Genomic DNA, 19139 nt, shown 5'->3' with positions numbered 1-19139 from the left:
CCACACGTCGCCCCGCCCGGACGAGCCCCACTCGACACGCGTGTGATGGCCCCGAGCGAGCTGAGAGCAGGCGCTCCGCGTGGGCGCGGCTGCTGGCGGGCAGTCCGCCCTCGTCTTTCACGATCAGCACCGGCGTGATCCTCGCCTACCAGGGCGTCTCGGGTTCACGGGTGGACGAGCAGACGAGGGGCGCGCGCGGACGTGCCGGCGGTCGAGCACCACAGGGCGCCCCAGACGAGCGGGAGGACGACGCGCCGTCGCGCCGTCCACGTCGAAGAGTCCCGAGTCGCCGAGCGAGACGCCCACTCACGCCGACCCCGACGCCCAGCGGCACGCCGACCCCGGCACCGACCACCGAGGAGCCCACGGCGACCCCCACTCCGGCGAGAGCGCTCCGGGCGAGGAGCCCACGGGGAGCGAGGAGCCCACGCAGGACCAGGGCGACAGGGGCCCCGACCCCGATCAGAGCGCTCCCGCGCAGGACCGGCTCGAGAGCGTCCCCGAAGCTCCCTGACTTCGTAGGATGCCGAACGTGAGCGCACGTGAGGCAGAGGAGTTCGAGAGCTTCAGGCCGCGCCTGTTTCTCGCTGGCCTACCGGCTCCTCGCGGTCGGCCGCCGCGGCCGAGGACGCGGTGCAGGACGCCTACCTGCGATGGCACGCCGCCGACAGGGCCGCGATCGAGATCCCCGCGGCCTGGCTGACCAGGGTCGTCACGAACCTGTGCCTCAACCGCACGGCCCTCGGCCAGAGTCAGGCGCGAGGCCTAACGTGGGCCCGTGGCTGCCCGAGCCCGTCATGACCGAGGGCGCGCGGCTCGGGCCGGCATGGAGAGCGCCGAGCAGCTGCGCGAGGCCGTCTCCATGGCGATGCTGCTGCTCCTCGAACGCCTCACCCCCGCCGAGCGGGCGGCGTTCGTGCTGAGGGAGGCCTTCGGCCACAGCCATCGTGAGATCGCCGCCGTCCTGGGGGTCTCGGAGGCCGGCGCGCAGCAGCTCTGCCATCGCGCCAGGGAGCGGGTCGCCGAGGACCGTCCCCGCTTCCGCGCCACCCGCGCGGAGGGCCGCGCCATCGCCGAACGCTTCCTGCGCGCCGCCGCGGTCGGCGACCTGCGGAGCCTGGAGTCGCTGCTGGCCGCCGACGTGGCGGCATGGGCCGACGGCGGCGGCAGGTCCACCGCCGCCCGCCGCGTCATCGTGGGCGCGGCCAAGGTCGCCCGCTACCTGGGCTCGTTGGGGGAGAAACGGCGCGGCCGAGGTGGGCGTCGCCATCGGTGAGATCAACGGCCAGCCCGCCCTGTACGGCGTGGCCGAGGGCCGTCTGCTCGGCGTCATGGTGCTGGAGATCACCGGACGGCCTGGTCAGCGCGGTCAGGACGGTGGTCAACCCCGACAAGCTCGTCCACATGAGCGCGCGGCTGCGCTCTCAGGGACCGAGCACGGTGTCCAGGTAGGGGTTGGCGAACAGCCTCGCGGGATCGAGCCTGTCGCGAAGCGCCACGAAGTCGGCGAAGCGCGGATAGACCTTGCCCAGGTAGGCGGCGTCGCGGCTGTGGAGCTTGCCCCAGTGAGGCCGCCCGTCCAGGCGGGTCATGATCTCCTCGACGCCCTCGAAGTAGGCGGGGTTCGGGGTCGGCCGGTAGACGTGGCAGGCGATGTAGGCCGACGGCCTGCCGTGCGCGGTCGACAGCCACGCCTCGCTCGGCGGCGTCACCCGCACCTCGATCGGGAAGGTGATCTTCCAGTCCATGCGCTCGACGAGGTCGCGGGTCTCCCTCAGCGCCTGGCCGAGACGCTCGCGGGGGACGGCGTACTCCATCTCGAGGAAGCGCACGTCACGGACCGAGGTGAAGATCTTGTAGGAGGTGTTCACCGACTCCGAGTCGCCGAGGAAGGCCGCGGAGACGGCGTTCAGCCTGGGAATGGCGGCGGGAAAGCGGCCGCCCACCCCGCACAGCGCCCCGAACAGGGTGTTCTCCAGGAAGACGTTGTCGAGCCAGTGCTTCAGCGCGGCCGGCGGCCTGGCCGGGCCAGGATGCCGGTTGTTGGTCTTGACCAGGCAGGCGTCGGTGTGCGGCAGCCAGAAGAAGTCCAGGTGCTCGTTGGCCGAGGTCATCGCGTCGAGCCTGTCGAGGATCTCGCTCAGCGGCATCGCCTGGCGCCTGTTGTGCAGCAGGAAGGAGGGCTCCACCCGCAGCGTGACGGCCGTCAGCACGCCCAGCGCGCCGAGCCCGACCCTGGCCGCGTCGAACAGGTCCTCCCCGGGCGCGGCGGTCACGACCGAGCCGTCGGCGAGCACCATCTCCAGCTTGAGCACCTGGTCGGCCAGGCCGCCTGTGTCGCGCCCCGTGCCGTGCGTGCCGGTCTGGATCGCGCCGGCGACGGTCTGCGCGGTGATGTCGCCCATGTTGGCCAGGGCCAGGCCGCGCCTGTCGAGCTCCTCGTTGAGCACGCTGAGCGGGGTGCCTGCCAGCACGCAGACCGAACTGGAGCCGTTGTCCTTGGTGATGGAGCGGATGCCGGTCAGGCCGTGGGGGCGCAGCATGATCCCGTCGGTGAGGGCCACCCCCGTGAAGGAGTGACCCGTGCCGACCATGCGGACGCGGCGCCCGCTCCCGGCGGCCTCCCGCACGGCCAGCGCCACGTCCTCCACCGAGGTCGGGGTGCGTACCTCGGCAGGGGTGCCCGACTGGTTACGGGCCCAGTTCGTGAAGGCCATGCACCCCTCCTGCGAATGACGTTCGGTTAAACGCGAACGATACTCACTTCTCCCAGCCTTCGGGAACAGGGAAGATGTCGCCGGGCTCGAGCTTCTGGTCCTTGATCAGCTCGGAGACGGTCACCAGATGGTAGCCCTTGTTCTGCAGCGTCTTGATGAGCGAGGGCATCGAGTCGACCGTCTGCTTCACCCAGTCGTGCATGAGGACGATGCTGCCCTGCTTGGCCACCGCGAGCGTCTGCTTCTTGATGGCCTCCTCGTTCTTGGACTCCCAGTCGCGCGAGCCGCCCGTCCACAGGATCATCGGCATCCCGAACTCCGCGGCGATGTCGGAGACCTGCAGGTCGGCCATGCCGTACGGCGGGCGCAGCAGCTTGGGCTCGACGCCCGTGACCTGCTTGACGATGTCCTGCGTCTTCTGGATCTCGCTCCGGATGGCCGCCGGACCGATCGTGGTGAAGTTCGGGTGGCTGTAGCTGTGGTTGCCGAGCTCGTGCCCCTCGACCGCCATGCGCTTGGCGAAGGCGGGGCGCGACTTCACGTACTGACCCTCGAGGAAGAAGGTCGCCTTGGCGTTGTGCTTCTTCAGTGTGTCGAGCAGCACGCCCGCGTACTTGCCCGGCCCGTCGTCGAAGGTCAGGGCGACGCACTTGACCTGCGTGCAGTCGACCTCCTTCTCCTTCGGAGCAGCGGACGCGCCCCCTGGGGTCAGAGTGACGGCAACAACCGCAATAGCCAGAAGTGAAGCAAAATGTCGGGACATAACAGACTTTCCTGTGTGGAGGGTGTGTCTGAGGGGATCTCCCGACCGTAGCGGATCACCCTTTGGCGGGTGAAGGAGCCTCGGGAAGTCTCAGCAAACCCGAACCTCCGATGCCCACGATCGCCGCCAGCAGCGCGCACGCGAGCGAGAAGGCGTAGGCGTTGGAGGCGCCGAAAGCCTCGGTGAGCCGCCCGCCCGCCCACGCGCCGACCGCCACGCCGAACCCGATGGAGGTGGAGATCCACGCCATGCCCTCGGTGAGCAGGGACGCGGGCACCAGGCGCTCGGTGAGCGAGAAGCCGGTGATGAGGGTCGGCGAGATCGCCAGCCCCGCGACGAACAGGCCGATCGCCATGACGGGCGCGCTGCCGATGAAGGCGATCGGCAGCAGTCCCACCGCGAACACGATGATCGCCCTGACGAACCTGGTGCGCAGGGAGAGCTGCCACGCTCGCGAGCCGAACCACAGGCCCGACACCATCGAGCCGCCGGCGAAGGCCGCGAGCAGGAAGCCCGCGGCGCCCTTGACGCCCTGTTCCTCCGCGAAGGCGACGGTGATCAGGTCGACGGAGCCGAAGACCGCGCCGAGCGCGAGGTAGACGCACGACAGCAGGGCGATGGCGGGGATGGTGATCGGGCTGCCGCCGGCGTGCCGTACGCCGGTGATGGGGGGTTCGGTGCCGCGCTGCATCGCGAAGACCAGCGAGCCGCCCAGCATGAACACCAGCGCCACGATCAGACCCGCGTACGGGTTGATGGCCGTCGCCAGCACTGTCACCATCGCGGGGCCTGTGACGAAGATGACCTCGTCGGCCACCGACTCGAAGGCGAAGGCGGTGTGCAGCTTGGCCGAGCCCCCCAGCAGGTTCGACCAGCGGGCGCGCACCATCGAGCCGAGCGAGACGGAGGTGGCGCCCACGACGAACCCGGTGGCGTAGAGGGTCCAGTGCGGCAGGCCCCACAGCGCGCACAGCATGAGCGCGACCAGCGCGGCGCCGTTGACGAGGGCGAGCGGCGTGACGACCCTGGCCTGCCCGAACCTGTCGACCAGGCGGCCCGACAGCGGGGCGGCGACGGCGTAGGAGACGTTCGTGGTGGCGGCGACCGCGCCTGCCGTGGCGTACGAGCCGGTGATCATCGAGATAAGGAGGATGATCCCGATACCGAGCATGGACATCGGCATCCTGCCGATGAATCCCGCGACGACGAATCCCTTAGCCCCAGGCGTGTCGAACAGCCCTCGGTACGGCCCTACCACTGCGTCTCCCCACTCTTCAAGCGCACAACCTTTGCGCACCGTCTGTCCGGACAGCAAGTGATTTTTCCGCGCGATCGTCTAACGTGTGCCGAGTGTCTGCTCTTCCCTCTGTCCGCGGGTTCCTGATCGTCACGGCCGTCGTGGTGTCGGTGGGCGCGGCGGGCGCGTTCGCTCTCGTGCTGAACGAGGAGAAGACCTCCGCCTCCGCCTCCACGCCCACCGTCGAGCTCAAGGACGAGACTCCCCGGCTGGAGACGATCGAGCCGGTGCGGCGGTTCGGGCAGGGCGGCCCGGGGGTCACGGTCACCCCGCCGCGCCTGTTGGCCATCGCCCCGGCCACGGTGCCGAAGAAGACCCGCTACGCGCTGTCGCGGCTCAAGCACGTGCAGAAGGTCATCGTGGTCGACGCGGGCTCGGTCAAGGTGGCGGGCACGGCGGTGAACCTGCTGGCGGTCGAGCCGTCGGAGTACCGCTCGTGGACACCGCAGGCGGTCGCCGACCAGCCCGAGGTGTGGAGCGCGCTGGCCAGGGGCGAACTGGTCGCCGACACCACCGCCGCGCGCAGGTTCGGCATGGTGCTCGGCGCCTCCTACCAGGTCGACGGCGGGCCCAGGCTGCGGGTGGCGGCCTCGGCCACGCTCGGGCTGCCCGGCGTGGACGGCATCGTCAGCGCCGAGGTCGGCCGCTCGCTCGGCCTGATGCAGGGCGTCGCCGTGCTCCTGCACGGCAAGGAGGGCAAGATCCGCGAGGCGGCCGTGCGCAAGCTGCTGGGCAAGCAGGTCCAGGTGCTTTCGGTCGGCGCCCGCGCCGCCGACCCGCAGCCCGTGGCGGGAGAGCAGCAGGCGGGAAACCCGCAGGCCGAGAAGCAGGTCGTACGGCAGGGCAGCTACCTGGAGCTGTACAAGGCCGCCGCCACCCGCTGCCCCGGCCTGTCATGGACGGTGCTGGCAGCGATCGGCCAGGTGGAGAGCTCGCACGGGCGCAACAACGGCCCTTCGAGCGCGGGCGCGCTCGGCCCCATGCAGTTCATGCCCGCCACCTGGAAGGCCTACGGCGTGGACGGCGACGGCGACGGCATCAAGGACATCTGGAGCCCCTACGACGCCGTGCCGGGCGCCGCCAACTATCTGTGCGCCAACGGCGCGGGCCAGGGCGGGCAGAAGCTGCGCAAGGCCGTGTGGTTCTACAACCACTCGTGGGAGTACGTGAACAAGGTCCTCGGGCTCTCGGAGGCCTACGCCCGCACCTACGCCTGACCCCTACGCCCGCACCTACGCCTGACCCCTGCGCCCGATCCCGTAGCCCGGCCCCTAAGCCTGGCGCCGCACGGGGGCGGGGCAGCAGGTCAGGGCGCACGGCACCGGCTCGGGCTCGGCCATCAGCTCGCCCACCATCCGCACGAAGGCCGGGTGCGTGCCCGCCGTGGCCGCCCGCTCCAGCGGCAGGCCCAGCTCGGCGGCCAGCTGCCTGGCCTCCACGTCGAGGTCGAAGACGACCTCCATGTGGTCGGAGACGAACCCGATAGGCACCAGCACCACCGCGGGAGCGCTGGTCTTCCTGAGGTGGTCGAGCACGTCGGGCTCCAGCCACGGCACCTGGGGAGGGCCGCTGCGCGACTGCCAGACCAGCTCCCACGGCTGGTCGCGGCCGAGCGCCCTGCTGACCAGCTCGGCCGACCTGCGCAGCTGCGCCTCGTAGAGCCCGCCGGACGGGCCCGCCGTCTCGGCCATCGACACCGGGATGCTGTGCGCGGTGAACACCAGCCTGGCGTCGTCGCGGCCCAGCCTGTCGAGCGCCTGCCTGGTGTGGTCGGCCATCGCGGCGACGAAGCCCGGATGGTCGCCGAAGTGCCGCATCTTGACCAGCTCGGGCCCGCCCTCGACGGAGATGCGCGCGATGTCCTCGTAGTACTGGCGGCAGCTGGAGTACCCGGCGAAGGCGGAGGTGGCGAAGACCGCCGCCTTCCCGACGCCGTCGGCCTTCATCCGGCGCACGGTGTCCTCGCCGAACGGGTGCCAGTTGCGGTTGCCCCAGTAGATCGGCACGTCCAGCTCGGGCCGCAGCGCCTCGATCAGGTCGCGGTTCTGCCCGTTGATCGGGCTGACCCCGCCGAAGGACTGGTAGTGCTCGGCCACCTCGAGCAGCCGCTCGCGTGGCACCCCTCTGCCCCGCACGACGTTCTCCAGGAACGGCATCACGTCGTCGGGCCCCTCGGGACCGCCGAAGGACAGCAGCAGCAGTGCGTCGTAGTTCCCCACGCTGGTAAGCCTATGGGGGTCAGCATGTAGGTTCGGGACGTGAGCGCATTCAAGGATATTCGTGACTATGTGGCCATCCCTCGAGTCCTTTCGCTGAAGCTGTCACCGGACGGATCCCGGCTCGTCAGCGCCGTTCAGTCGCTCAATCCCGACGGCAAGTCCTACGGCACCGCGCTGTGGTCGCTGCCGCTGGACGCCGAGCCTTACAGGCTGACGAGGAGCGCCAAGGGAGAGACGGGCACCGAGTTCACCGCGGCGGGTGACGTGCTGTTCACCTCCCGCCGTCCCGACCCCACGGTCAAGGACTCCGACGAGGAGGTGCCCGCGCTCTGGTTGCTGCCGCGCGGCGGCGGCGAGGCGCGGCAGGTCGCCACCCGCCCCGGCGGCATCGGCGCGGCGAAGACGGCAGGCGACGTCGTCGTGTTCGCCTCCGAGGTGCTGCCCGGCGACGAGGCCACCGACGAGGAGCGGCGCAAGGCCCGCAAGGACGCGGGCATCAGCGCGATCCTGCACGAGGGTTACCCGGTCCGCTACTGGGACCACGACCTCGGGCCGGGCCGTACCCGCCTGTTCGCGGCCAGGCTGGGCGCCGACCGGCTGGAGGACGTCCGTGACCTGACCCCTGACTCGGGCAGTCACCTCGACGACCACCTGGACTTCGCGCTCACCCCCGACGGCGCCACCGTGGTCACCACGTGGACGGTGCCGCTCGACGCGGGCCGGCAGCGCACCGAGGTCGTCGCCGTCGACGTGGCCACCGGCGAGCGGCGCACGCTCTTCGCCGCCGACGACCACGACTTCGAGGGGCCGCTGCGGATCTCGCCCGACGGTGCCCGCGTGGCCTGCTCACGCAGCCGCCACACCACGCTCGACGTCTCGGCCCGCTCGGAGCTGTGGATCGGCGACCTGGCCACCGGCGAGGGCAGGGCCTACGCCGACGACCTGTTCCCCATGGACCTCGCGTGGGCGCCCGACTCGAGCGCCGTCTACCTCGCGGCCGACCACCAGGGCCGCCGCCCCGTCTTCCGGGTGTCCCCCGACGGCGCCTTCGAAAGGCTCACCACCGACGACGCCGCCTACCTCGCGCTCAACGCCTCGCCCGACGGCCGCTTCGTCTACGCGCTGCGCAGCGGTTACCACGCCCCCGCCACCCCGGCCAGGATCGACGTGGCCACCGGCGAGGTCGCCGAGCTGCCCTCTCCCGCTCCCGCGCTGGAGCTGCCGGGCACGCTCACGGAGATCACCGCGCTGGCCGACGACGGGCAGGAGATCCGCGGCTGGCTGGTGCTGCCGAAGGACGCCTCGGCCGAGAACCCCGCGCCCTTCCTGCTGTGGATCCACGGCGGCCCCGTCTCCTCGTGGAACGACTGGTCCTGGCGCTGGAACCCGTGGATCATGGCGGAGAACGGCTACGCGGTCCTGCTGCCCGACCCCGCGATGTCCACCGGGTACGGCCAGCACATGATCGACCGCGGCTGGGGCGACTGGGGCCCCCGCACGCTGGCCGACCTCGACGCCATCGTCGACCAGACGCTGAAGCTGCCCGAGGTCGACGACACGCGGCTGGCCGCGATGGGCGGCTCCTTCGGCGGCTACATGGCCAACTGGGTGGCCGGCCACTCCGACCGCTACCAGGCGATCGTCACCCACGCCTCGCTGTGGAACCTCGACCAGTTCGCCGGCACCACCGACGCGTCGATGTACTGGCAGCGGGAGTTCGGCGTGCCGGGCTCGGAGCGCTACACCAAGCTCTCGCCGCACGTCGCCCTCGACAAGATCACCACCCCGATGCTGGTCATCCACGGCGACAAGGACTACCGGGTGCCGATCGGCGAGGGCCTGCGCCTGTGGTGGGACCTGCAGCGCAGCAACGTCGACTCCAAGTTCCTCTACTTCCCCGACGAGAACCACTGGGTGCTCAAGCCCGGCAACGCCGTCGCCTGGTACGAGACGGTCCTGGCCTTCCTGGCCCAGCACGTGCTCGGCCAGGAGTGGAAGCGGCCGGAGTCGGTGGCGTGACGGACTTCCTCACTCTCGCCGAGGACATCGCCCGCGAGGCGGGGGACATGCTCCTGGCCAAGCGGCCCTCCAACCCCGAGGTCGTGCAGACCAAGTCCAGCCCCACGGACGTGGTCACCGCGCTCGACCGCGCCTCGGAGGAGCTCATCCGCGCCCGCGTCAGGCAGGCCAGGCCGGATGACATGATCCTCGGCGAGGAAGGCGGCGACACCCCCGGGACCTCGGGGGTGCGCTGGGTGGTCGACCCCATCGACGGCACCGTCAACTTCCTGTACGGCCTGCCCGAGTGGGCGGTCTCCATCGCCGTCGAGGTCGACGGCGAGATCGTCGCGGGCGTGGTCAACGTGGCGCCGCGTGGAGAGTTGTTCAGCGCCTCCCTGGGCGGCGGCGCCGTCCTGCACAAGGACGGCCTCGCGCTCTCGCGCCTGCGCTGCAACAGCGGCGTGCCGCTGGGCCAGGCCCTCGTGGCCACCGGCTTCGGCTACGACGCGACGCGGCGCGCGGTGCAGGGCTCGGTCGTGTCCGCCGTCCTGCCGGCGGTGCGTGACATCAGAAGGGGCGGCTCGTGCGCCATCGACCTGTGCTCGGTGGCGGCGGGCAGGGTGGACGCCTACTACGAGCGCGGGATCAACTACTGGGACTACGCCGCAGCGGGCCTGATCGCCCGCGAGGCGGGGGCCAGGCTCGGGGGGCTCAACGGCAAGGGGCCCAGCAGCGAGTTCACGCTGTGCGCGGCGCAGGGACTGTTCGAGGAGCTGCACGACCTGCTGGTGCCCCTCGGCCCCGAGCGCGACTCCTGAGCGCCCGCGCCTGAGCCACGCGAAGAACGGCCGGAGCCCCCGAGGGCCCCGGCCGTTCTTTCAGTCGTGCGGTTCAGCGCGGCAGGAGGACGCCGTGCTCGTCTGCCAGGCGACGCAGGTCCTCGATCTCGGCGGTGAGGGTGTCGGCGAGGTAGTCGTCGCCGACGGACCTCGCCTCGTCGAGACCCCTCTTGGCCTGGCAGAGGCGGCGTTCGATCGTGGTCGTGAACTCGCCCATCTCACCTTCTCTCTCAGCAACATCACGGGGGGCGCCGAGCGTGCGGTCATAGGGGTTCCAGGGCACGCGGCGATGGGTGTCCCGCGGGTCTACCCACAACGGTGCCGATCCGAAACCTCCGGCTTCGTGTGCCCTGCGTCACGGCCGTGCCGTCGATGGCTTACCGTGCGTTTATCGGGGATGTGGTCAAAATGAGGGCCGGATCCAGAGGTGGGGAGAGGTGCCAGAGGCCGTGCGGGTGCTTGTGGTTGAGGACGAGCGGGTGCTCGCGGACGCCATCGCGACAGGGCTGCGCCGCGAGGCCATGGCCGTGGACGTCGCCTACGACGGCGGAACGGCGCTGGAGAAGACCTCCTACATCGACTACGACGTGATCGTGCTGGACAGGGACCTGCCCGTGGTGCACGGCGACGAGGTGGCGCGCAGGCTGGTCTCCGAGCGCAGCGCCTCGCGCATCCTCATGCTGACGGCCGCGGGCGACGTCGACGACAAGGTCGAGGGGCTCGGCCTCGGCGCCGACGACTACCTGGCCAAGCCGTTCGTCTTCATCGAACTGGTCGCCAGGGTGCGGGCGCTGGGCCGCAGGTCGGCCCCCGCGCTGCCGCCCGTGCTGGAGAGGGCGGGCGTGCGGCTCGACCCCGGCAAGCGGCTGGTGGAGCGCGACGGCAAGGAGATCGTGCTGACCAAGAAGGAGTTCGCGGTCCTCGAGGAGCTGCTGCGCGCCGACGGCGCCGTGGTCAGCCAGGAGGACCTGCTGGACAAGGCGTGGGACGAGAACATCGATCCGTTCACCAACGTCGTGCGCGTCACCATGATGACGCTGCGCAAGAAGCTGGGCGAGCCGCAGGTGATCGAGACCGTTCCGGGAGTGGGATACAAGTTGTGAGCGAGAAGCCGGATCGCCCGGCCGTGCCGACCCATCCGATGATCAGCCCTCACTCGGAGCGGACCAGCATGACGAGGGCGAGGAAGGAACAACTGGACGCAGGGGGAGGCTGGGGCGGGCTGCCTCCCGTCCAGGCCGCGGACGAGGACACGCTCGGCGAGCGGATCAGGGTGATGCGCGACAGGGTGAGCATCAGGTGGCGGCTCACCCTCACCTACGGGGCGCTGTTCTTCATGGCGGGCGCCGTGCTCCTGGTGGCGATGTACCTGATCGTCAGGTCGGTGCTCGACAGCCTCTCCTTCACGCTGAGGCTGCCCGCAGGCTCGCCGCCGTCGCTGGCCGACTGGCTCAACGAGCAGTCGGAGCTGCTGGCCAACAACAACACCAACGCGGTGCTCGAGTACCTCGTCAGGCAGTCGGTGATGGTGTTGATCGGGGTCGGGATCCTGGCGCTGATCCTCGGCTACTTCGTGGCCGACAGGGCGCTGCGCCCCGTCGCGCAGATGACCGCGACGGCGAAGAAGCTCTCCGAGAGCAACCTGGCCCACCAGCGCATCGACCTCAAGGGGCCCCAGGACGAGCTCAAGGAGCTGGCCGACACCTTCGACGCCATGCTGACCAGGCTCAACGTCGCCTTCGACACTCAGCGCAGGTTCGTCGCCAACGCCTCGCACGAGCTGCGCACGCCGCTCACCATCAACAGGACGGTCCTGGAGATCGCCCTGTCCGACCCAGAGGCGTCCGAGGATCTGAAGGCGCTCGGCCGTACCCTCCTCGAGGTCAACGCGCGCAACGAGAAGCTGATCGAGGGCCTGCTGCTGCTGGCCCGCAGCGAGCGCGAGCTCGCCGTGCGCAAGCCCGTGGACGTCAGGGAGGTCGCGCAGACCGCCGTGGAGCAGCTGGCGCCCTTCGCCGCCGAGAGCGGCGTGACCGTCACCACCGACCTGTCGGCGGCGCCCACGGTGGGGGACCCCGTGCTGCTGGAGCGCTCCATCAGCAACCTGCTGGAGAACGCCGTCAAGTACAACGTGCAAGAAAACGGAAAAGTGTGGATCCGCACGGGAATGGCGGACGGGGCACTGGTTGTTCAGGTGGCCAACACGGGACAGCATGTCCCGGCGTACGAGGTGAACAGCCTGTTCGAGCCCTTCAGGCGGCTCCACGCGGACCGTGTGGACTCGGCGAAGGGATCTGGGCTCGGCCTGTCCATCGTTCGCGCGGTCGTGCAGGCGCACGGCGGAAACGTGGCCGCGGTGCCGCGCGACGGCGGTGGACTTGTCGTGACCATTCGACTCCCTGGGCGGTAGTCCGGCGTGTTGATCTGACGGGGGAGTCTCGTTCACGCCGTACATGTGGTTGGATGTGCCGTCGAACACGGTGGTGCATGCCGCCAATGCTGTGTGTTTCGCCATATTTGGCTAACCACGGGCCGTTGGCAGCACGCCCTTCGTGTAGGGAGGTTCAGTGGCCGTTCCCGCGGGGTACCGATGCACAAATCTCCCTGAAGGAATCGGGCACAAGATGGGCCTCTCGGACGTTAGACACGCGCGACGAGCGCGAAACCATAGATGAGGGGGATGGAGCGAGCACCATGGCTACCGACTACGACAGCCCGCGCAAGACCGATGACGACCTGGGGGAGGACAGCCTCCAGGAACTCCAGGCGCGGCGCACGGACAAGTCATCCGGCAGCATCGACATCGACGAGACCGACCTCGCCGAGTCGCTCGAGCTGCCCGGCGCGGACCTGTCGAACGAGGAGCTGTCCCTGAGGGTGATTCCTCGTCAGGCCGACGAGTTCACCTGTTCACGGTGCTTCCTGGTGCACCACCGCAGCCAGCTGGCCTCCGAGAGGAACGGTCAGCAGGTCTGCAGGGAGTGCGCCGCCTGACGGAGAGGGCAACGCATCGTGTCACCGAAGAAAGAGGAGCGGGACGACTTTGTGAACGACTCTGGACCCGCAGAGTCTCCCGCTGCCTCCGCCGAGGAGAAGGACCCGAACGAAGAGGTCGGCGAGCTCGTCGGACGCCTGGTCCAGCCGGACGAGCTCGAGGGCGGCGAGCGGCGCAGGCTGCTCGGCCGCCTGACCAAGGCCCTGGCCGACGGAGGCAGGAAGGCGGGCGCCTCAGGAGTGGGCAGGGGCCGCTGGCTGGCTGACGTCTTCCTCAGCATCGCGCCCAGAATTCCGATCAGGGACCTGGCGACCCTCTCCGAGCACCACCACGGCCTCACCGGCGAGCAGCTCGCCGACGACCTGGTCCGCACCGCGCAGAAGGCCACGATGACGGTCGGCGCGATCGGCGGGGCTCTGGCCGCCGCCGAGTTCGCCGCCCCGCCCCTGCTGCTGTCGGCACCGGCCCAGCTCGTGGCCGAGACCATCGTCGTGGCCGCCGTCGAGGTCAAGCTCCTGGCGGAGCTGCACGCGGTCTACGGCATCGACGTGCCCGGCACGGGAACGCAGCGGGCCGTGGCGTTCGCCGCCGCCTGGTCCAAGCAGCGGGGCATCGATCCGCTGGCGCCCGCCTCGGTCACGCTCGCTCTGGGCGCCGCGACCAAGACCGCGCTGCGCAACAGGCTGATGAGAACCCTCGGACGGCACCTGACGACCCTCGGCCCGTTCCTGACCGGCGCGGTGGCCGGCGGCATGCTCAACAGGGCCGCGACCAGGAAGCTCGGCGAGGCGGTCCGCGCGGACCTGCGCATCAAGCGGCCCGCCGTGCCTCGCCCCGCCGGATCGGCCGAGCTCGAGAGCTGACGTGTCCGGGCGGCGGGCCCTCCCCCGGCCCGCCCCCGGACTCAACGCGTGCGGAGGCCGTCGAAGGCGATCTTGACGATGGCGTCGGCGAGATCCTCCGCCGACCCGCCGCGCGAGGGCTGGTACCACTCGGTGATCGAATTGACGGCGCCGAACAGCAGCCGCGTCACGAGCGCGGGGTCCACGTCGGGCCTGACGTGCCCCTCGGCCGCCGCCTCCTTCACCAGAGCGCTGACGAACCTGTCGAACTCCCTGCGCCGCTCCAGCGCGCGTTGCTCGGTGGCGCTGTTGCCGCGCACCCGCAGCAGCAGCGTCACGTACGGCAGGCGCTCCACGAGGATCGACACGCTGCGCCGTATCACCCACTCCAGCCTGGCGATGGCGGGGCCCGAGGTGGCCATGCTGTCGTCGACCATGCTGAACAATCCGTCGAGCGCCCTGTCCAGGGCCCGCGCCAGCAGCTGCTCCTTGCCAGGAACGTGGTAGTAGATCGCCGACTTGGTCATGCCGAGCGCGCGGGCGAGGTCCTCCATGCTGGTGCCGTCGTACCCGCGCTCGTTGAAGACCGCCACAGCCGTGTGCAGCACGGACTCGGGGTCGTGCCCTCGCCCGCGCTGACGGGCCGGAGTGGTGGTCATGTGGTCGATTATCCCGAAGGTCCACCATGCGCTGGAGCGTGCCCGCCGACCTGGAGCCGCTCCCGCCGGAGGGCGGCGGCCTCGACCGGTGACGTCATGGACCCTCCCTCAAGGTACGGCTGTGCCCGCGGAACTCCGCGACCACCCGCCCGTCCTCTCCCCGCACGGTGACGTCGTAGACGCCGCTGCGCCCGAAGCGGGTGCGCTCCCTGGCCGAGGCCGTCAGCGCCTCGCCCTCCCTCGCGGGGGAGACGAAGGTGATCTCCGCGCCCGCCGCCACGGTGACGGGCCCGTGGCTGTTGCACGCGCACGCGAAGGCGGTGTCGGCCAGGAGGAAGACGTACCCGCCGTGACACAGGCCGTGCCCGTTGACCATCGTCGGGGTCACCGTCATACGGCAGTCGGCGGCCCCTTCGGCCAGCTCGGTCAGCTCGATGCCGAGCGCGGCCGAGGCCGCGTCATCGGCCATCATCCGACGCGCCCCTTCCACGGATGTCTCCCTTGTCAGCTGACCGAATGTTCGGTAAACACATCATCGTCGGCGGGTCCTGTCAAGGGAGGGACAACCATGTTCGACCAGCACGAACAGACGCTGTCGAGGGCCATGGAGGCGATCGCCGAACGCGGCTACTGGAGCGCCTACCCCGAGTCCCCGAGCCCCCGCGTGTACGGCGAGGGCGCGGCCGAACGGGGCAAGGAGGCCTTCGAGTCCTACCTCGGCAAGCCCTTCCCCCTCGACCAGCAGGGCACCGGTCACTGGATCGGCGCCGAACGCTCGCCGTACGGCATCGAGCTCGGGATCACCTACCCCGAGCCCTCGCCCGAGCAGCTCGTGGAGCTGGCCAAGGCGGCCATGCCCGCATGGCGCGACGCGGGCCCGAAGGCGCGGGCGCTGGTCTGCGCGGAGATCCTGCACCGGATCAACCAGCGCAGCTTCGAGATCGCCAACGCCGTCCAGCACACCACGGGACAGGCGTTCGTCATGGCCTTCCAGGCCGGCGGCCCCCACGCGCAGGACCGCGGCCTCGAGGCCGTCGCCTACGGCCTGGCCGCGATGAGCGCCGCCCAGCCCTCGGCGCGCTGGGAGAAGCCCGCCAAGGGCGAGCCGCTGGTGATGTCGAAGAAGTTCACCGTCGTGCCGCGCGGCGTCGGCCTGGTGATCGGCTGCAACACCTTCCCCACCTGGAACGCCTACCCCGGCCTGTTCGCCTCGCTGGTCACGGGCAACCCCGTCGTCGTCAAGCCGCACCCAGGCGCCGTCCTGCCGCTCGCGATCACCGTCGCCATCGCCCGCGAGGTGCTGGCGGAGGCGGGCTTCGACCCCGATCTCGTCACGCTCGCCGCCGAGGAGGGGCAGGGCCTGGCCACACAGCTGGCCACCCACCCCGACGTGCGCATCGTCGACTTCACCGGCTCCACCGAGTACGGCGACTGGCTGGAGCGCAACGCCACCCAGGCGCTCGTGCACACCGAGAAGGCGGGGGTCAACACGATCGTCGTCGACTCCACCGACGCCTACAAGGGCATGCTCGGCAACATCGCCTTCTCGCTGTCGCTCTACAGCGGCCAGATGTGCACCGCGCCGCAGAACATCCTCATCCCCTCCGACGGCATCGCGACCGACGCGGGGCACAAGAGCTTCTCCGAGGTGGCGGCCGACCTGGCCACGGCCGTCGGCAGGCTGCTGGGCGACGACGCGCGGGCGGTCGAGCTGACGGGGGCGATCGTCAACGCCGGCGTGCTCGAGCGGCTCGAGGCCGCCCCCTCTCTCGGCGAGGTCGTGCTCGAGTCCAGGGCGGTGGCGCATCCCTCCTTCCCCGGCGCGACGGTGCGGACCCCGGTGATCGTCGAGCTGCCCGCCGAGCGCGAGGACGTCTACGGGCGCGAGCACTTCGGCCCCATCGCCTTCGTGGTCGCCACGGCCTCGACCGACGACTCGCTCCAGGTGCTCAGGCGGACGATCGCCGGCCGCGGGGCGCTGACCGCCTCGGTCTACTCCACCTCCGAGCAGGTGCTGGAGTCGGCGGAGAGGGCGGCGCTCGAGGCCGGGGTGAACCTGTCGTGCAACCTGACCGGCGGCGTCTTCGTCAACCAGTCGGCCGCCTTCAGCGACTACCACGGCACAGGGGCCAATCCGGCCGCGACCGCCTCGCTCACCGACCCTGGCTTCGTGGCAGGGCGCTTCCACCTCGTCCAGTCGCGCCGTCACGCCTGACGTCCGAGCCCTGAGGAGGCGGTGAGCGTGCGGGTCGCGGTGATCGGCGGCGGGCGGATGGGGGCGGGCATCGCCCAGGTCTTCCTGGCCGAGGGCGCCTGGGTGAGCGTGCAGGAGGCCGACGAGGACGCGGCGAGGGCGGCGGCCGGGCGCATCGCCAAGGGGCTCAGGACGGCCGAGGCAAGGCGGCCCGACGTGCGGGCCGACGAGGCGCTGCGACGGCTCAGCCTGGGGCCTGTGCCGGAGACGGCGGAGCTGGTGATCGAGGCGGTGCCCGAGGACCCCGCGCTCAAGGCCGAGGTGCTGGCTCAGGCCGAGGCGCGCATGGGGCCGCGGGCCGTCCTGGCCACCAACACCAGCTCCCTGTCGATCACCGAGCTGTCGGCGGCCCTGCGCGGCCCGCACCGGCTGATCGGGCTGCACTTCTTCAACCCCGTCCCCGTCCAGCGCCTGGTCGAGATCGTCGTCACCCCGCACACCCCGCCCGAGGTGCTCGGCAGGGCGAGGAGGTACGTCGAGGCGCTGGGCAAGACGGGGGTGGTGGTCAACGACTCGCCAGGCTTCGCCACCAGCCGCCTGGGCGTGCTGGTCGGTCTCGAGGCCATCCGCATGGTGGAGGAGGGCGTGGCCGGCGCCGAGGACATCGACACCGCCATGACCCTCGGCTACGGCCACCCCATGGGCCCGCTCAAGCTCGGCGACCTGGTCGGCCTCGACGTGCGGCTGGCCATCGCCGAGTACCTTCACGCCAGGCTCGGCCCCCGCTTCGAGCCCCCAGGCCTGCTGCGCGAGATGGTCGCGAGAGGGGAGCTGGGCCGTAAGAGCGGTAAGGGATTCTACGTCTGGGATAGCTGACCGGTTTGTGTTTGTTTGCGCACTCCGCGGGTAAATGACAACGGACTTTCGACATCCCTGGAGGACATAGGTGGCCGCCCGCAGCTCGTTCCTGATCGTCGCGAACCGCTTGCCGGTGGACAGGAGCGTGCAACCGGATGGCACCGCCTCCTGGCGCAGGAGTCCGGGCGGGCTCGTCACCGCCATAGCCCCGGTGATGCAGCGCCGCCACGGCGCGTGGCTCGGCTGGCACGGCGCCCCCGAGGAGGAGCTGGGCCCCTTCGAGCAGGACGGCATGAATCTCATCCCCGTCCCGCTGTCGGAGCAGGAGGTGCAGCTCTACTACGAGGGCTTCTCCAACGCCACCCTCTGGCCGCTCTACCACGACGTGGTCGCCCCGCCGGTCTTCGAACGCCACATGTGGGACGCCTACCGCAAGGTCAACGAGCGCTTCGCCGACGCCGCGGCCGAGGCCGCCGACGAGGGCGCCGTGGTCTGGGTGCAGGACTACCAGCTGCAGCTCGTGCCGGCCATGCTCCGCAAACGCCGTCCCGACCTGCGCATCGGCTTCTTCCTGCACATCCCCTTCCCGCCCGTCGAGCTGTTCTGGCGCCTGCCGTGGCGCACGGAACTCGTCGAGGGCCTGCTCGGCGCCGACCTGGTCGGCTTCCAGCGGCCGGGAGGCGCCTCCAACTTCATCAGGCTCTGCCGCCGCCTGCTCGGACTGTCCTACAAGGGCAACGAGGTCTACACCGGCGACGGCCGCTCGGTCACCGCGCAGGCCTTCCCCATCTCCGTCGACTTCTCCGAGCTCGACACCCTGGTACGCGAGCCGCACATCGTGCAGCGCGCCAAGGAGATCCGCTCCGACCTCGGCGACCCCGAGCACGTCCTGCTCGGCGTCGACAGGCTCGACTACACCAAGGGGATCGGCCAGCGCCTGGAGGCCTTCGGCGAGCTGCTGGCCGAGGGAAGGCTGAACGCGAGCGAGGCGGTGTTCATCCAGATCGCCACCCCGAGCAGGGAGCGGGTCGAGGAGTACCGCAGGCTGCGCGACGACATCGAGCTGCAGGTCGGCAGGATCAACGGCGAGCACTCGATGCTCGGGCACCAGCCGATCCAGTACTTCCACCAGTCGTACGACCGCGAGGAGCTGGCCGCGCTCTACCTGGCCGCCGACGTGATGGTCGTGACACCGCTGCGCGACGGCATGAACCTGGTGGCCAAGGAGTACGTCGCCTGCCACAACGACCTGCGAGGCGCCCTGGTGCTCAGCGAGTTCGCCGGGGCCGCCGACGAGCTGCGGCAGTCGTACCTGGTCAACCCCTACGACGTGGAGGGGCTCAAGCGGACGATGCTCGCGGCCATGCGGGCCACGCCGCACGAGGTGGCCAGGCGGATGCGCACGATGCGCCGCCGGGTCTCTACCTACGACGTGGACCGCTGGGCCAGCGAGTTCCTCACCGCGTTGGAGTCTTGAGCGCCTTCCAGGCGAGGTAGCGCTTCTTGGCGGTCTTGTTCACCACGATCTGGGCCACCTGCATGCCCACGCCCATCAGCACCGCGTAGCCGATCGCCTCGGCCATGCCGACCTCGTCGGAGTCGGTGTCGATGGGCGGCTCCTTGCCCGTGACCTTCACCCACGCGATCCCGAGCACCTTCTTGGCAGCCCATGCGGTGCCGAGACCGACCAGGCCGCCGATCACGCGCCAGGCGATGTCCGGCTTCTCCTCTGTCTTCATGTGTGCAACCCTATTC

Annotated in this window: 20 protein-coding genes; 12 read left to right on the top strand and 8 right to left on the bottom strand. The window is 70.5% G+C overall.

Going from position 1 to position 19139, the window contains the following annotated elements:
• The first annotated feature begins 633 nt into the window (after window positions 1–633).
• Complete coding sequence (locus tag ABFX55_RS08285; protein WP_346119199.1) at window positions 634–801, top strand: hypothetical protein; 168 nt, start codon at window positions 634–636, stop codon at window positions 799–801.
• On the top strand, window positions 779–1276 hold the full coding sequence (locus ABFX55_RS08280) for a sigma factor-like helix-turn-helix DNA-binding protein (RefSeq protein ID WP_346119197.1): 498 nt from the start codon (window positions 779–781) through the stop codon (window positions 1274–1276). The genes ABFX55_RS08285 and ABFX55_RS08280 overlap by 23 nt, the downstream gene beginning before the upstream one ends.
• A gap of 148 nt (window positions 1277–1424) precedes the next feature.
• Here the strand turns inward: ABFX55_RS08280 and ABFX55_RS08275 are convergent, their stop codons facing one another.
• From ABFX55_RS08275 to ABFX55_RS08265, 3 genes are read right to left on the bottom strand one after another with little or no spacing between them, the layout of a single operon-like run.
• Complete coding sequence (locus ABFX55_RS08275; RefSeq protein ID WP_346119195.1) at window positions 1425–2717, bottom strand: D-arabinono-1,4-lactone oxidase; 1293 nt, start codon at window positions 2715–2717, stop codon at window positions 1425–1427.
• Between the two features lie 43 nt (window positions 2718–2760).
• Window positions 2761–3480 carry a polysaccharide deacetylase family protein gene (locus ABFX55_RS08270; protein WP_346119194.1) on the bottom strand — a complete coding sequence of 240 codons (720 nt, stop codon included), beginning with the start codon at window positions 3478–3480 and terminating at the stop codon, window positions 2761–2763.
• A gap of 55 nt (window positions 3481–3535) precedes the next feature.
• Window positions 3536–4738: an MFS transporter gene (locus tag ABFX55_RS08265; protein WP_346119192.1), complete on the bottom strand. Its 1203-nt coding sequence runs from the start codon at window positions 4736–4738 to the stop codon at window positions 3536–3538.
• A gap of 92 nt (window positions 4739–4830) precedes the next feature.
• Between ABFX55_RS08265 and ABFX55_RS08260 the strand changes: the two genes are divergently transcribed.
• A complete protein-coding gene (locus tag ABFX55_RS08260; protein WP_346119190.1) occupies window positions 4831–5994 on the top strand; it encodes a lytic transglycosylase domain-containing protein in 1164 nt (387 codons plus the stop codon).
• Window positions 5995–6048: 54 nt separating this feature from the next.
• Here ABFX55_RS08260 and ABFX55_RS08255 read toward each other — a convergent pair whose 3' ends face one another.
• Window positions 6049–6996, bottom strand: a complete 948-nt coding sequence (locus ABFX55_RS08255; RefSeq protein WP_346119188.1) for a ferrochelatase — start codon at window positions 6994–6996, stop codon at window positions 6049–6051.
• 39 nt (window positions 6997–7035) lie between these two features.
• On the opposite strand from ABFX55_RS08255, the gene ABFX55_RS08250 reads away from it, so the two are divergent.
• Both ABFX55_RS08250 and ABFX55_RS08245 read left to right on the top strand, forming a co-directional pair.
• Complete coding sequence (locus ABFX55_RS08250; protein WP_346119186.1) at window positions 7036–9015, top strand: S9 family peptidase; 1980 nt, start codon at window positions 7036–7038, stop codon at window positions 9013–9015.
• On the top strand, window positions 9012–9815 hold the full coding sequence (locus ABFX55_RS08245; RefSeq protein WP_346119184.1) for an inositol monophosphatase family protein: 804 nt from the start codon (window positions 9012–9014) through the stop codon (window positions 9813–9815). The genes ABFX55_RS08250 and ABFX55_RS08245 overlap by 4 nt, the downstream gene beginning before the upstream one ends.
• 73 nt (window positions 9816–9888) lie before the next feature.
• Here the strand turns inward: ABFX55_RS08245 and ABFX55_RS08240 are convergent, their stop codons facing one another.
• On the bottom strand, window positions 9889–10053 hold the full coding sequence (locus ABFX55_RS08240; protein ID WP_183646425.1) for a hypothetical protein: 165 nt from the start codon (window positions 10051–10053) through the stop codon (window positions 9889–9891).
• 232 nt (window positions 10054–10285) lie between these two features.
• Here ABFX55_RS08240 and ABFX55_RS08235 point away from each other — a divergent pair, with 232 nt between their 5' ends.
• The 4 genes from ABFX55_RS08235 (at window position 10286) to ABFX55_RS08220 (ending at window position 13694) form a co-directional block, all read left to right on the top strand.
• A complete protein-coding gene (locus tag ABFX55_RS08235; protein ID WP_183646423.1) occupies window positions 10286–10939 on the top strand; it encodes a response regulator transcription factor in 654 nt (217 codons plus the stop codon).
• A 68-nt stretch (window positions 10940–11007) separates the two neighbouring features.
• Window positions 11008–12246, top strand: a complete 1239-nt coding sequence (locus tag ABFX55_RS08230; RefSeq protein WP_346119182.1) for a sensor histidine kinase — start codon at window positions 11008–11010, stop codon at window positions 12244–12246.
• Window positions 12247–12530: 284 nt separating this feature from the next.
• The gene (locus tag ABFX55_RS08225; RefSeq protein ID WP_090929286.1) at window positions 12531–12830 is read left to right on the top strand and encodes a DUF4193 domain-containing protein; all 300 of its coding nucleotides are present in this window, start codon (window positions 12531–12533) and stop codon (window positions 12828–12830) included.
• 51 nt (window positions 12831–12881) lie between these two features.
• Window positions 12882–13694, top strand: coding sequence for a hypothetical protein (locus tag ABFX55_RS08220; RefSeq protein ID WP_346119180.1), 813 nt, complete (start codon window positions 12882–12884; stop codon window positions 13692–13694).
• Window positions 13695–13735: 41 nt separating this feature from the next.
• Here the strand turns inward: ABFX55_RS08220 and ABFX55_RS08215 are convergent, their stop codons facing one another.
• Window positions 13736–14332 carry a TetR/AcrR family transcriptional regulator gene (locus ABFX55_RS08215; RefSeq protein WP_346119178.1) on the bottom strand — a complete coding sequence of 199 codons (597 nt, stop codon included), beginning with the start codon at window positions 14330–14332 and terminating at the stop codon, window positions 13736–13738.
• A 94-nt stretch (window positions 14333–14426) separates the two neighbouring features.
• Window positions 14427–14804, bottom strand: a complete 378-nt coding sequence (gene paaI, locus ABFX55_RS08210; RefSeq protein ID WP_346119236.1) for a hydroxyphenylacetyl-CoA thioesterase PaaI — start codon at window positions 14802–14804, stop codon at window positions 14427–14429.
• Window positions 14805–14900: 96 nt separating this feature from the next.
• Between paaI and paaN the strand changes: the two genes are divergently transcribed.
• The 3 genes from paaN (at window position 14901) to ABFX55_RS08195 (ending at window position 18861) form a co-directional block, all read left to right on the top strand.
• Complete coding sequence (gene paaN / locus ABFX55_RS08205; protein WP_346119176.1) at window positions 14901–16547, top strand: phenylacetic acid degradation protein PaaN; 1647 nt, start codon at window positions 14901–14903, stop codon at window positions 16545–16547.
• A 21-nt stretch (window positions 16548–16568) separates the two neighbouring features.
• Entirely contained in the window at window positions 16569–17402 is an 834-nt protein-coding gene (locus ABFX55_RS08200; protein ID WP_346119174.1) for a 3-hydroxyacyl-CoA dehydrogenase family protein, read from the top strand.
• A 70-nt stretch (window positions 17403–17472) separates the two neighbouring features.
• On the top strand, window positions 17473–18861 hold the full coding sequence (locus tag ABFX55_RS08195) for an alpha,alpha-trehalose-phosphate synthase (UDP-forming) (protein ID WP_346119172.1): 1389 nt from the start codon (window positions 17473–17475) through the stop codon (window positions 18859–18861).
• Here the strand turns inward: ABFX55_RS08195 and ABFX55_RS08190 are convergent.
• Entirely contained in the window at window positions 18842–19123 is a 282-nt protein-coding gene (locus ABFX55_RS08190; RefSeq protein WP_346119170.1) for a DUF4235 domain-containing protein, read from the bottom strand. The genes ABFX55_RS08195 and ABFX55_RS08190 overlap by 20 nt on opposite strands.
• Window positions 19124–19139: the final 16 nt, after the last annotated feature.

The organism is Nonomuraea roseola (genome assembly GCF_039535395.1).
Classification (GTDB): domain Bacteria; phylum Actinomycetota; class Actinomycetes; order Streptosporangiales; family Streptosporangiaceae; genus Nonomuraea; species Nonomuraea roseola.
This window is presented reverse-complemented; position numbering and strand designations above follow the sequence as displayed.

What these genes read in the sequence shown, in the direction of transcription:
- ABFX55_RS08190 (WP_346119170.1), bottom strand. Translation starts at nt 19,123, where the DNA reads ATGAAGACAGAGGAGAAGCCGGACATCGCCTGGCGCGTGATCGGCGGC.
- ABFX55_RS08275 (WP_346119195.1), bottom strand. Translation starts at nt 2,717, where the DNA reads ATGGCCTTCACGAACTGGGCCCGTAACCAGTCGGGCACCCCTGCCGAG.
- paaI (WP_346119236.1), bottom strand. Translation starts at nt 14,804, where the DNA reads ATGATGGCCGATGACGCGGCCTCGGCCGCGCTCGGCATCGAGCTGACC.
- ABFX55_RS08270 (WP_346119194.1), bottom strand. Translation starts at nt 3,480, where the DNA reads ATGTCCCGACATTTTGCTTCACTTCTGGCTATTGCGGTTGTTGCCGTC.
- ABFX55_RS08225 (WP_090929286.1), top strand. Translation starts at nt 12,531, where the DNA reads ATGGCTACCGACTACGACAGCCCGCGCAAGACCGATGACGACCTGGGG.
- ABFX55_RS08215 (WP_346119178.1), bottom strand. Translation starts at nt 14,332, where the DNA reads ATGACCACCACTCCGGCCCGTCAGCGCGGGCGAGGGCACGACCCCGAG.
- paaN (WP_346119176.1), top strand. Translation starts at nt 14,901, where the DNA reads ATGTTCGACCAGCACGAACAGACGCTGTCGAGGGCCATGGAGGCGATC.
- ABFX55_RS08230 (WP_346119182.1), top strand. Translation starts at nt 11,008, where the DNA reads ATGACGAGGGCGAGGAAGGAACAACTGGACGCAGGGGGAGGCTGGGGC.
- ABFX55_RS08240 (WP_183646425.1), bottom strand. Translation starts at nt 10,053, where the DNA reads ATGGGCGAGTTCACGACCACGATCGAACGCCGCCTCTGCCAGGCCAAG.